The organism is Corynebacterium sp. Marseille-Q4381, assembly GCF_036881695.1.
In the GTDB taxonomy this organism is placed as follows: domain Bacteria; phylum Actinomycetota; class Actinomycetes; order Mycobacteriales; family Mycobacteriaceae; genus Corynebacterium.
Window position 1 is genome coordinate 205,746 of record NZ_JBAJNR010000001.1, and the last position, 11,762, is coordinate 217,507.

At 66.8% G+C, this 11,762-nt stretch carries 12 protein-coding genes; 5 read left to right on the top strand and 7 right to left on the bottom strand.

From position 1 onward, the window contains the following. Positions 1–7: 7 nt before the first annotated feature. The gene (hemQ, locus tag V6D40_RS01080; protein WP_334265178.1) at positions 8–709 is read right to left on the bottom strand and encodes a hydrogen peroxide-dependent heme synthase; all 702 of its coding nucleotides are present in this window, start codon (positions 707–709) and stop codon (positions 8–10) included. Positions 710–866: 157 nt separating this feature from the next. Here hemQ and V6D40_RS01085 point away from each other — a divergent pair, with 157 nt between their 5' ends. Both V6D40_RS01085 and V6D40_RS01090 read left to right on the top strand, forming a co-directional pair. Continuing rightward, a complete protein-coding gene (locus tag V6D40_RS01085) occupies positions 867–1,484 on the top strand; it encodes a DUF3000 domain-containing protein (protein ID WP_334288644.1) in 618 nt (205 codons plus the stop codon). Between the two features lie 39 nt (positions 1,485–1,523). Further along, the gene (locus V6D40_RS01090; RefSeq protein ID WP_334265179.1) at positions 1,524–2,714 is read left to right on the top strand and encodes an HRDC domain-containing protein; all 1,191 of its coding nucleotides are present in this window, start codon (positions 1,524–1,526) and stop codon (positions 2,712–2,714) included. A 6-nt stretch (positions 2,715–2,720) separates the two neighbouring features. Here V6D40_RS01090 and dxs read toward each other — a convergent pair whose 3' ends face one another. The 4 genes from dxs to dut form a co-directional block, all read right to left on the bottom strand. Next, positions 2,721–4,661 carry a 1-deoxy-D-xylulose-5-phosphate synthase gene (gene dxs, locus V6D40_RS01095; protein WP_442891873.1) on the bottom strand — a complete coding sequence of 647 codons (1,941 nt, stop codon included), beginning with the start codon at positions 4,659–4,661 and terminating at the stop codon, positions 2,721–2,723. A gap of 54 nt (positions 4,662–4,715) precedes the next feature. Next, on the bottom strand, positions 4,716–5,900 hold the full coding sequence (locus V6D40_RS01100; RefSeq protein WP_334265180.1) for a class I SAM-dependent RNA methyltransferase: 1,185 nt from the start codon (positions 5,898–5,900) through the stop codon (positions 4,716–4,718). Between the two features lie 3 nt (positions 5,901–5,903). Next, complete coding sequence (locus V6D40_RS01105) at positions 5,904–6,797, bottom strand: DUF3710 domain-containing protein (RefSeq protein WP_334265181.1); 894 nt, start codon at positions 6,795–6,797, stop codon at positions 5,904–5,906. An 86-nt stretch (positions 6,798–6,883) separates the two neighbouring features. Continuing rightward, entirely contained in the window at positions 6,884–7,330 is a 447-nt protein-coding gene (dut, locus tag V6D40_RS01110; protein WP_334288646.1) for a dUTP diphosphatase, read from the bottom strand. Between the two features lie 57 nt (positions 7,331–7,387). Here dut and V6D40_RS01115 point away from each other — a divergent pair, with 57 nt between their 5' ends. Next, positions 7,388–7,888: a DUF3093 domain-containing protein gene (locus tag V6D40_RS01115; RefSeq protein WP_334265182.1), complete on the top strand. Its 501-nt coding sequence runs from the start codon at positions 7,388–7,390 to the stop codon at positions 7,886–7,888. An 84-nt stretch (positions 7,889–7,972) separates the two neighbouring features. Here the strand turns inward: V6D40_RS01115 and V6D40_RS01120 are convergent, their stop codons facing one another. Then, positions 7,973–8,266 (bottom strand): DUF4193 domain-containing protein, encoded by a 294-nt coding sequence (locus V6D40_RS01120; RefSeq protein ID WP_334265183.1) that lies wholly within the window; start codon positions 8,264–8,266, stop codon positions 7,973–7,975. 137 nt (positions 8,267–8,403) lie between these two features. After that, positions 8,404–9,261 carry an inositol monophosphatase family protein gene (locus V6D40_RS01125; RefSeq protein WP_334265184.1) on the bottom strand — a complete coding sequence of 286 codons (858 nt, stop codon included), beginning with the start codon at positions 9,259–9,261 and terminating at the stop codon, positions 8,404–8,406. Between the two features lie 35 nt (positions 9,262–9,296). Here V6D40_RS01125 and ppgK point away from each other — a divergent pair, with 35 nt between their 5' ends. Next, positions 9,297–10,055, top strand: coding sequence for a polyphosphate--glucose phosphotransferase (gene ppgK, locus V6D40_RS01130; protein ID WP_334265185.1), 759 nt, complete (start codon positions 9,297–9,299; stop codon positions 10,053–10,055). A gap of 162 nt (positions 10,056–10,217) precedes the next feature. Beyond that, the gene (locus tag V6D40_RS01135; protein WP_442891874.1) at positions 10,218–11,750 is read left to right on the top strand and encodes an RNA polymerase sigma factor; all 1,533 of its coding nucleotides are present in this window, start codon (positions 10,218–10,220) and stop codon (positions 11,748–11,750) included. Positions 11,751–11,762: the final 12 nt, after the last annotated feature.

Here is an 11,762-nt window from a genome sequence, read left to right on the forward strand (position 1 = left end):
CCGCGCCCTACGGCAGGATCTCGATGATCTCCGCGATGTCGGAGACGCGGCGGCCCGTCTGGAACGGGATTTCCTCGCGGACGTGCAGGCGCGCCTCGGTGTAGCGCATCGTGTGCATGAGCTCCTCGATCCGTGTCAGGGTCGGCGCCTCGAACGCCAGCATCCACTCGTAGTCGCCGAGAGTGAAGGATTCCACGGTGTTGGCGCGCACGTCGGCGAAGTCGCGGGCGGCCATGCCGTGCTCCGCCAAGATGCGGCGGCGCTCCGTCGGCTCGAGCAGGTACCAGTCGTAGGACCGCACAAACGGGTACACCGTGATCCAGTCGCCCGGTTCCTCGCCCATGATGAAGCTGGGCAGGTGCGACTTGTTGAACTCGGCCGGGCGGTGCAGCCCGTTGCCGATCCAGCTCACTTCCACCAGCTGGCCGAGGGTGGTGGTGCGGCGGAAGTCGGCGAACGCTTTCTGGATCTGCGAGAACTCTTCAGCGTGCCACCAGATCATAAAGTCCGCGTCGGCGCGGATACCGGTGTTGTCGTAAATGCCGCGGACGGTGACTTCCCCCTCTTCCTCCAATTTGGCAAAGAAGGCCTGCGCCTCTGCGATCACCTCGGAACGTTCGGCGCCTAGCGCGCCCGGGATCGCCCGGAACACCGCGAACTGGAGGTAGCGCTGGACAGCGTTAAGGGAATCGAAATCGAGCTTGGCCATGGCAGGCATCCTTTCTCCGGTAGCCGGAATCAATCGAAAGTCGTATTCGATACTACCCCGAGCTCGACGGCGCGCCTCCACTGAATCCCGCCTGTGGTGGATAGCTTAAGTTTCTGTGAAGCAATCGGAATCCTCCACTGGCCACGGCCCCGCGCCGGTGAGCACTATAGGCGCCCGCGGCGCGGCACCGGACGACAAGGCTCCCGCGGCGACCCCGGAAGAGTTCAAAGCCGCTGTGGAATCGATGCACGCCGCCCGCCTGCGCCCGGAGATCACCCTCGGTTCGATTCGCCCGCCGCAGCGCCCAGCCCCGTTCAGCCACGCTGTCGGTCTCGAAGTAGACCGCGGCGACGACGCCGATGCGGCTGCCATGAATTCCGAGGGCGACGCGTTCGGCCGCCTGATCCTTTTGCACTCCCCCGATGCCGAGGAAGCGTGGGAGGGCTCCATGCGCCTTGTTGCCTACATCCAGGCCGACATGGACGACGCGGTGGCTGCGGACCCGCTGCTTCCAGACGTGGCCTGGCAGTGGCTTAACGAATCTCTCGCAGACACCGGGGCCGGGTTCACCAACCTGGGCGGCACCGTCACCTCTACGGCGTCCGTGCGCTTCGGCGAAATCGGTGGCCCTCCGCGGGCCTACCAGCTTGAGATGCGCGCCTCATGGACCGCCGACGGACTCGACTTGGCTCCGCACGTCGAGGCGTTTGCAAGCGTGCTGGCCCTCGTGGCCGGCCTGCCGCCGGAGGGCGTCACCGAGCTCGGGCGCCGCTAGCCGCCCGCTTTTTCTCAGCAACCTGTAAAGTAACCCCTCGTGGAGAAACGCCCGGCCTACGAGCTTGTTGACACCCCCGAGGGGTACCGCCGCGCGGCCGCCGCGCTGGCGCAGGGCCGCGGCCCGTTTGCCGTCGACACCGAACGGGCGTCCGCGTACCGCTACGACGACCGGGCGTTCCTCGTTCAGATCCACCGCCGCGGCGCCGGCACCTTCCTCATCGCGCCTGAAGGTCACCGCAGGGAGGTGGAAGCGATCCTTGGCCCCGTGGTCAACGACGGAGACTGGATCATCCACGCCGCCGGCGAGGACTTGGCTAGTTTGGCGCTGCTCGGCCTGCACCCCGGCTCCCTCTTCGACACCGAGCTCGCGGCGAGGTTCGCTGGTTTCGACCGCCCGAACCTGGCCGCGGTGGTGGAGCACTACACCGGTGTGTTGTTGGAGAAAGGCCACGGCAAAGAGGATTGGTCGCTCACCCCGCTGCCTGAGGATTGGCTCGACTACGCCGCCCTCGACGTCGCGTACCTGCACGACCTAGCAGAGTCGCTCGCGGAGGAGTTGGACCACGCCGGCGTCCTCTCCTTCGCCGCGGCGGAGTTCGACCATCTCGTCGAAACGCGCAGCCTGAAGCCCGCACCCCGGCGCACGTGGCGCGACTTGAAAGGAGTCGCCTCGGTGCGCTCGCCGCGCGGCCTGCAGATCGCCCGCACCTTGTACAACGCCCGCGCTCACGAAGCGCGCCGCAGCGACGTTGCCCCCAACTCTGTTCTTCCGTCCCGGGTCGTTGTCGCGATTGCCCGCGCCGAGCCGGCCACACCCGGCCAGCTGGCCCGTATCCCGGGTTTTCCCGCCCGCCGGCGAGGTGCCGCGCAGCACTGGATGAGCTACGTGGAGCAGGCGCTTGCCGACGACCCGACGTCGTTTCCCGCCCCCGCGGTCCGCGACCGCAGCAAACCTCCAACGAAGGCGAACTGGGAGCGCAGCCACCCAGAGAACTTTGCTGCGCTGGAGGAAGCGAAACAGCTGCTTGGCGACGCCTCGCGCGACCTCGGGTTTCCCCCCGAGATCCTCCTCACCCCCGCGATTCTGCGCGAGGTGGTTTGGCGCGCCCATGCGACCGACGACACGCACTCGGTTGTGGCGTCGCTGATGTCAAGCGGGGCGCGCCAGTGGCAGGCCGAAATCGCCGCGCCGCTGATTGCGAAGGCGGTACAAGCGCACCCGCACTAGGAGCAGTTACCGATCAGCCAAACCGGCCGCCCACTGGCGGATCTGCTCCGCGGCGCTGACTGCGTCAAGGCCGTACATGGCGATAATCTCGCCGCGGGAAGCGTGCTGCGGGAAGATGTCAGGAAAGGCAAGGTGGCGAACCGGGGTATCAACCTCGGCGGCGGACAACGCCTCGGCCACGGCCGAGCCGACACCACCTCGAACCACACCGTCTTCGTACACCACAACCATGTCGGCGCCAGCCGCCAGATCGAGCACGGCAGGTGCCACCGGCACCACCCAACGGGGGTCGATGACCGTGCAGCGGATGCCCTCGGCATCCAGCTCCTCGGCTGCGGAGAGCGCGTACTCCGCAAACGTGCCGACCGCGACAATCAGCACTTCCAGGTCGTCCTCGGTGCCCGGTCCCTCCGGGTGCGCGGCCGGGTAGCGCAACACGTCCACACTGCCGGCGATACGCTCGATTGCCGGGATGTCCTCGCTCACGCTGCCCTTGGGAAAACGCACCACGGTCGGTCCGTCCTCAACGGCGATGGCTTCGCGGAACTCCTCGCGCAGGCGCTCCGGGTCGCGCGGCGCCGCCACCTTAATCCCCGGGACGATGGATGTCAGCGCCATATCCCACACTCCGTTGTGGCTCGCCCCGTCTGAGCCGGTCACACCGGCGCGGTCCAGCACCACGGTGACGGGCTGGTTGATCAGGCCGACGTCCATAAGCAACTGGTCAAACGCGCGGTTCAGGAACGTGGAGTACACCGCAACCACCGGGTGCATGCCCCCGAGCGCCAACCCCGCGGCGGAGGCAAGCGCGTGCTGCTCGGCGATGCCGACGTCGAAGAAGCGCTCGGGAAACTGCTCCCCGAAGGGGGCCAGCCCCGTCGGGCCCGCCATCGCGGCGGTGATCGCCACAATGTCGTCGCGCTCGTGGCCGGCCTTGAGCAGCTCCTCTGTGAACACCGACGTCCACCCCGGAGGCGCCTCCGCGAGCGCTTCACCGGTTACGGGGTCGATGACGCCGGTGGAATGCATCTGGTCCGCCTCGTCGTTGACCGCGGGCGCGAACCCGTGCCCTTTTTCGGTGGCTACGTGGATGATCAGCGGGCCCTCGTAGGTGCGAGCGTAAGTGAACGCGTTAACGAGGGCCTTCAAGTCGTGGCCCTCCACCGGGCCGACGTACTTCATTCCGAGCTCGGAGAACATCTCGGTGGGCACCACCTGGTGCTTCACGCCCGCTTTGAGCGCTTGCAGCGCCTCGAACGTGCGCTCGCCAACCCAGCCCATGGACTTCAGCGTCTTCTTGCCGGACTCCATCACCTCGTCGTAACCCGGCTGAATCCTGATCTGCGCGAACTGGTCGCGCAGCCGCCTGAGGTTGGCCGCGAACCCGCCGATGGTCGGCGCGTACGAGCGCCCGTTGTCGTTGACCACGATGACCACGTTGCGGTTGCCCTCAGCGATGTTGTTCAGCGCCTCCCAGCACATGCCGCCGGTCAGCGCGCCGTCGCCGACCACCGCCACCACGTGGTCGCCGCCTTCGCCTTTGAGCTGCTTCGCCTTCGCCAAACCGTCCGCGTAGGACAGCGCCGCCGAGGCGTGGGAGGACTCCGTCCAGTCGTGCTCCGATTCGGCGCGCGACGTGTAGCCGGACAGGCCGTCTTTTTGCCGCAGCGTGTCGAAGTCGCCCGCGCGCCCGGTGAGAATCTTGTGCACGTACGACTGGTGCGACGTGTCGAAAATGATGGGGTCCTGGGGCGAATCGAACACGCGGTGCAGCGCGATCGTCAGCTCAACCACGCCCAAGTTCGGGCCGAGATGCCCGCCGGTGGCCGAAACTTTTTCGATGAGGAGCTGCCGGATCTCATCCGCAAGCTTGCCCAACTGATCCTGAGGCAGGGCTTTGAGCTCCGCCGGCGAACCAATCGTGTCTAGCAATCCCACGGTATCCATGCGCTCCTTCGCTCTCGGTGCTTCCGAACAATCGTACACGCGGAGAAAGCGCGCCTAGGAAACTGGTTCGAGCAGGGCAATTGATTCGAAGTGGTGGGTGTTGGGGAACGCGTCGACAAGCACGATGCTCCCAACGCCGTAGCCGGAAGCCCGCCACGCAGCAAGGTCCCGGGCGAAGGTGGCGGGGTCGCACCCGATGTGGATAACGCGCTCGGGCCGCGCCGCTGCGACGGCGGCCACCACCGGCTCACCCGCACCAGCGCGCGGCGGGTCGAGCACAACAAGCCCAGGGGGCTTCAGCTTGCCGACGCTTGCCTCAACCTTCCCAGCGACCATCTCAACATCGAACGCGGCCAGCCCCCGCTGCTGCGCCGCCGTCGCCGCCGGCGAGTAGTCCACCGACATGATGTGCGCGCCGCCTGTCGCCTCCGCAATCGCGGGGACAAACGCGCCGACGCCGCCGTAGAGATCCCACGCCACCGGGTTGGCGTAGTCGCCGGCGCCCCAGCTGCGAATGATCTCCGAGTAGACCTCGGGCGCGCGCACGTGCGCCTGCCAGAACGCGGTGGCCGGGAAGCGGAACTCCACGCCACCGATGCGCTCGGTCACCTCGCCGGTGCCCTCTACGACGTTTTCGATAGCTTCCACGCGCCGGCCGCGCTGCACACGCGCGGTTTCCACGACGTGGCGCGCACCCGCGGCGTCGATCACGGCAACCACCTCGCTGCCCGGGGTGAAGCGCTGGTCCAGATCCATGAGCCCCGGCACGGGCTGGGTGCAGCGCTGAGACGCGATGACGTCGCCGGAGCGGGCCCGGCGCACGCCCGCGCGGCCCGACTCGTCCACGCCCAAGCGCACGCGGGTGCGCCAACCCAACGTCGGTTGAAGCGTGCGCAGCGCGATCCCGCCGGCGAGGTCGTCATCGCGCACGCCGGCGATGCTGGCCAGCTGGCCGCGCAACACGTCGCGCTTGAGCTCTGGTTGGGCAGCCGGGTTGATGTGGCTGTAGTCGCAGCAACCGGCGCCGGCGGCAGCAGCGGGGCACGCGGGCACGACGCGGTCTTCTGACGCCTCGACAACCTCGGTCAGCTCGGCGCGCGCCCACCGCTTCTTCGACTTGGTGATGTTCGCCTCGACGGTGTCGCCTGGGATGGCGCCGGGGATGAAGACCACGCGGCCGTCCTCAAGCTGGCCTATGCCCTCGCCCCCGTGGGCGATGCGGGTGATGTGGATCGGCACTGACTACCCGTTGTTCTTCGCGTTCTGCTCCAGGATCTGGCGCAGCGCGTCAGACAGCGCGTTCGGGTTGCCCGCCTGCGGAGCCTGCCCCTGCGCACCCTGGCCCTGCGCCGCGCGCGCCTGCACGGCCTGCTGGACCTGGGCAGCGAGCTGCTGCGGCAGGACAACCGGCAGGGAGTTGCCGGCAAGCACCGGGTCCTCGCCGCGGTAGACGAAGGAGCGCGCGATAATCTCGCGGCCCAACTGCGCCATCGCGTCCTCGCGGCCGGTCGGCGCGGCAAGGGTGACGCGGTAGAGCCAGCGCGGGCCCTCCACGCCGATGATGCGGATCACGCCGTTGGAGCCGGTGCCGACGACCTCCATGCCCCACGGGCCTTCCTCGTAGTGCATTGGCATGCCCTCGTTGCGCATGCCCTCGCCGATCTCCTCTGCAGACTCCTCCCACAGCCCGCCGGTGCGCGGAGCCGCGAACGCGACCGGGGTGAAGCGGCCGTGCTGGGTGACGATGTGGACCATCTTCGGGCCCTGGTCCCCCATCTCCACCTGCACCTGGGTGCCCTTCGGCATCGGCACGCGCACCGAGCCGAGGTTCAGGGTGGCGTCGGAGAAGTCGGTGAAGTCGAAGTCGTCGATGTTGACGGTGTCGCCGTCGAAGGGGCCGGTGGAGCCGTTGACCGGATCGTAATCGGTGAGGCGCGAGGTGCCCGGCGCGGCTTCGAGCGGCGCAGCGTCCAGCGGGGCGGCAACCAACTCAGCGGCGGCCTCCTCTACCGGGGCCGCCGGCGCTGCCGGCTCCGCGGGGTCTGCCGGTGCGGTGTCCTCCACCGGCTGCGGGGCCTCAACCGCCTCCGGCTGCTGAGCGTCTTTTTTCTTCTTGCCAAACGGCCAAAATGCCATGGTTTCTCCAAAAATTTTGTTGCTGCTCGCCGATGTGTTGCTGGGTTCGACCTTAGTCGCCCGCTTGCGGCGGGCGGGGGACGTGGTTAGTGCGTGCCGGTGGAGCCGTAGCCGCCTGCGCCGCGGGCAGTGTCGTCAAGCTCGTCGACCTCCACGAAATCCACGAGCTCCACCCGCTGCACCACAAGCTGGGCGATACGCATGCCCCGCGTGATCTCGATAGCGCGCTCGGTGTCCGTGTTCAGCAGGCACACCTTCAGCTCCCCGCGGTACTCCGCGTCCACCGTGCCTGGAGCGTTAACAATGGTCAGCCCGTGCTTGGCGGCAAGACCCGAGCGCGGGTGGATGAGGCCAACGGTGCCCATCGGCAGGGCGACGGCGATGCCGGTGCCGACGAGTGCGCGCTGACCGGGTGCGAGGGTGAGGTCTTCCGCGGAGTGGAGATCCGCCCCGGCGTCGCCGGCGTGCGCGCGGAACGGCAGGGGCATCTCGGGGTCGAGCCGCTTCACGTGCAGGGGCTCGAGGTCGGTCAGGGGGCCAGCTACGGTGTCGTGTTCGTTCACCCGGCCCACCCTACTAAGGTTTGATGCGTGTCCAACAACGTTTCTCCGCAGGTGCTCTACTCGGAGCGGCAGTGGGTGCCGTGGTACTGGTGGGCCGCGGGCCTCGGGCTCGCGCTGCTCATCTCCGCCCAGTTCTCGCTCAACCGGACCTTCGTGTGGTTCATCGTCCCGCTGGTGGTTGTCGGCGGCCTGATCGGCTGGTTCTTGTTCTGGCTGTCCAAAACGGTGGTGCGCGTGGAGCAGGACCCGGACGGCACGCGCTGGCTGAGCGTCGGCGAGGCCAACCTGCCCAGTACCGTGGTCGCCCGCTCAATGGTGGTGCCGGCGTCTGCCCGCCAGAACGCGCTGGGGCGCCAGCTCGACCCGGCGGCCTACCTGGTCACCCACACCTGGGTTCCAGAGCACGTGATCTTGGTGCTCGACGACCCGGAGGATCCGACCCCATATTGGATGGTCTCCGCTCGCGATCCCGAGGCGGTGCTGGCGGCGTTCGTGCCGGGTCAGGTGGATGACGGGCGAAGCGTCTAGCAGGGCGTCGGAAAGCAACCAAAAGCAAACCCCGGCCGCGGATCCGTGAGAAGGATCCGGCCGGGGTTTGCTTGTGGCCCTGGATTACTCGCAGTCGAGGCAGATCATCGAGCCGTCCGGCTCGACGTGCGCCAGGCGCTTGCGCTTTTGCACCAGGAAGCACGATGCGCAGGTGAACTCGTCGTCCTGACGGGGTTTGACCTCAACGTTGAGCTCCTCGCCGGAGAGGTCCTGGCTGGGCAGTTCAAAAGGCTCCACAATTTCGCCGTCATCATCCATGCTGCTGCCGGCGACTTCAGCCGCCTTGAGCCCCTCGAGGGAATCGGTCTCGATGTCGTCGTCCATCCGGCGGCGCGGCGCATCGTAATCAGTAGCCATGGTGAGTGTCCTCCAGCGGTGTGAATCCTTGCGCGAAACTGTGCGTAGCCCGCGCCATTTCAGCGGAATACTAAAACACCGGATTCGTTCTGTCATCACAGCAGGTCAGATCACTGTTAGGGGCAGTGCCGCGACACTTACAGCGCCGCTATAGGGCAGGTTGCGCCCGCGGACTCCAGCAGGTCGAAAAAGTCCTCCCACACCCGCGGCGCCGAGGCGATGACCGGCTCGCCGCGGCCCGCCCCGTCCGCAATGCCCGGGTGGCGCACCACGGCACCAGCCTCGGCCGCGATCACCGCCGCTGCCGCGTAGTCCCAAGGATGGGTGCCGTGCTCGTAGTAGGCGTCGATGCGGCCCTCGGCGAGGTTGCACAGATCGAGCGCCGCCGAGCCGATGCGCCGGACGTCGCGCACCCGCGGCAGGATCAGCCGGAGCATCTCCGCCTGTTTCCCGCGCCACTCGGCGTCGTAGGAGAACCCTGTGGCCACAAGGGCCGTGTCCGTGTCCTGTTTGTTCGACGCGCGCAAGCGCGTGTCCTCGCCGCCCCGGCGCACGAACGCCCCCTCGCCCTTCGCCGCCGAGTAGACGTCGCCGCTGGCCACGTTCACCACGCACCCCGCCACGAACTCTCCGCGCACCGCAGCACCCACCGATACCGCGTACGCGGGCAACCCGTAAAGGAAATTGACTGTGCCGTCGATGGGGTCGATCACCCACTGCACGCTGGTGGTGCCGTCGACATTGGCGCCCTCCTCCCCCACGATCGCGTCGTTGGGCCGAAGCGCCCGCAGCCGGTCGGCGATATGCGCCTCCGCCGCCCTGTCCACGGCCGTGACAGGATCGACAGCAGAAGTCTTCGTTTCAGTCACCTGCGCGATAGATCCGTGCTTGGACAAGAAATCGCGTTGCTGGACCACGAGGTCGGCGGCGCTGACCGCAAGGTCCGCGCAGATGTCCTTCAGTTCTGCTGGGGTCGGGATCGCGTTGGTCTCCATACGCCCATGGTGCCAGGGTTATAGACTTACGTGGCATGACAGGAACCAACCTCGCGGCCGGCGTCGATGTCGGCGGATCCGGCATCAAGGGCGCAATTGTCGATTTGGAAACCGGAGAGTTCATTGGGGACAGGGTGAAAATCGCGACACCGAAGCCCGCCACTCCGGAAGCGGTCGCGGAGGTGGTTGCTGAGGTTGTGGGCCTGCTCGGCTGGGACGGGCCCGTCGGCGTGGCGCTGCCCAGCGTGATCAAAAACCAGATCGCGCAGACCGCAGCGAACATCGACTCCGCGTGGATCGGCACCGACGTCCACCAGCTGCTCGCGCGCCACCTCAAGCGCGAGCGCGTCGCCATCCTCAACGACGCGGACGCCGCAGGCTTGGGCGAGGTTGCGTTTGGCGAGGACACCGCACGCTCCGGCGCCGTCATCTTTCTCACGTTCGGCACCGGCATCGGCTCGGCGTTCTTCGCAAACGGTTCCCTGTTCCCGAACACCGAGCTGGGGCATTTGCTTATCGACGGCCACGAGGCCGAACACCTCGCCTCCTCCGCAGTCAAAGACAACGAGGAGCTGAGCTACACGCAGTGGGCGGCACGCGTCGACACAGTCCTCGCAGAGTTCGACCGCTTGTTTAACCCGTCGGCATTTATCGTCGGCGGCGGTATCTCCCGGAAGGCCGAGAAGTGGGTGCCGAAGCTTACCGTCGACGTGCCCGTGATCCCCGCCAAGCTGCGCAACCGCGCCGGTATCGTCGGTGCGGCAATGGCTGCGTGGGACGACGTGACCCCGTAGTTATAACGACACGCTCCGCGGGTCGGTGGAATAGCCCTATCAGTAACGCTGTTACTATGGCTGTTCTGAGATGCGGGACGTCAATGTGCCGTACCCTGGGTTTCCCAACCCGGTTGGTGGGTGCGGCTGAACGTGAACTATCCGACAGGCGAAAGGGCGTACGTGGTAGCCAAGGAAGCAGCAGGCAACAACACCGTCGACGACACAGAATCAACCACCGGCGACGTGGTTGAGCGTTCTGCGAAGAAGACGGCGAAAAAGACCACCGCCAAGAAGACCGCCGCCAAGAAAACGGCGAAGAAGGCCACCAAGCGGACCACGGGCTCGGCCGCCGACGCGACCGTCGAAGACGTGACCGCAGCAGCGGCCACCGCCAAGAAGACGACGAAGAAGACCACCCGCAAGACCGCGGCGAAGAAAACCACCAAGAAGACGACGAAAAAGACTACGCGCAAGGCCGCCACCAAGCCGGCGGCGGAGGAAGCGGAAGCGCCAGTCGAAGACGTTGACGCGACCGCGGCCGAAGACGATGTCGACTTGGACGATTCCCCGGACATCGACTACGACCCGGAACTCATCGACGAAGACGACGAGTCCTTCGACTCCGACGAGGTGGTTGATGATGTCGACGAGGTAGATGACGTCGACGACGAAGACGGGGACGAGGACGACGAGGAAGAAGACGCAGGCGCTTCCGTCTGGGACATCGAGGATTCCGCGGCCCTGCGCCAGGCCCGCAAGGACGCACAGCTGACCGCTTCCGCCGACTCGGTGCGCGCTTACCTCAAGCAGATCGGTAAGGTGGCGCTGCTCGACGCCGAGCAGGAGGTTTCTCTGGCCAAGCGCATCGAGGCCGGTCTCTACGCGCAGTACCGCCTCGACGAGATGGAACGCGCTGCCAAGGAGGGCGACGCGGAGGCCAAGCTCACCCCGATGATGAAGCGGGACCTGCGCGCTGTCGCCCGCGACGGCCGCAAGGCGAAGAACCACCTGCTCGAGGCAAACCTCCGTCTCGTGGTGTCCCTGGCCAAGCGCTACACTGGCCGCGGCATGGCGTTTCTGGATCTGATCCAGGAAGGCAACCTAGGCCTGATCCGCGCCGTGGAGAAGTTCGACTACTCCAAGGGCTATAAGTTCTCCACCTACGCCACGTGGTGGATCCGTCAGGCAATCACCCGCGCAATGGCTGACCAGGCCCGCACCATCCGAATTCCGGTGCACATGGTCGAGGTCATCAACAAACTCGGCCGCATCCAGCGCGAACTGCTGCAGGATCTTGGCCGCGAACCCACGCCGCTGGAACTTGCGAAAGAGATGGACATCACCGAGGAGAAGGTCCTCGAGATCCAGCAGTACGCCCGGGAACCGATCTCGCTGGACCAGACCATCGGCGACGAGGGCGACAGCCAGCTCGGCGACTTCATCGAGGATTCCGAGGCGGTCGTCGCGGTCGACGCTGTGTCGTTCACCCTCCTGCAGGATCAGCTCCAGGACGTGCTGCACACCCTCTCCGAACGCGAGGCCGGTGTAGTCCGCCTGCGGTTCGGCCTCACCGACGGCATGCCACGCACGCTGGACGAGATCGGCCAGGTCTACGGCGTGACCCGCGAGCGCATCCGCCAGATCGAATCGAAGACGATGTCGAAGCTGCGCCACCCGTCGCGCTCTCAGGTGCTGCGCGACTACCTGGACTAGCAGCACGTTTGC

What these genes read in the sequence shown, in the direction of transcription:
- hemQ (WP_334265178.1), bottom strand. Translation starts at nt 709, where the DNA reads ATGGCCAAGCTCGATTTCGATTCCCTTAACGCTGTCCAGCGCTACCTC.
- dxs (WP_442891873.1), bottom strand. Translation starts at nt 4,661, where the DNA reads ATGGATACCGTGGGATTGCTAGACACGATTGGTTCGCCGGCGGAGCTC.
- V6D40_RS01105 (WP_334265181.1), bottom strand. Translation starts at nt 6,797, where the DNA reads ATGGCATTTTGGCCGTTTGGCAAGAAGAAAAAAGACGCTCAGCAGCCG.
- V6D40_RS01120 (WP_334265183.1), bottom strand. Translation starts at nt 8,266, where the DNA reads ATGGCTACTGATTACGATGCGCCGCGCCGCCGGATGGACGACGACATC.
- V6D40_RS01125 (WP_334265184.1), bottom strand. Translation starts at nt 9,261, where the DNA reads ATGGAGACCAACGCGATCCCGACCCCAGCAGAACTGAAGGACATCTGC.
- ppgK (WP_334265185.1), top strand. Translation starts at nt 9,297, where the DNA reads ATGACAGGAACCAACCTCGCGGCCGGCGTCGATGTCGGCGGATCCGGC.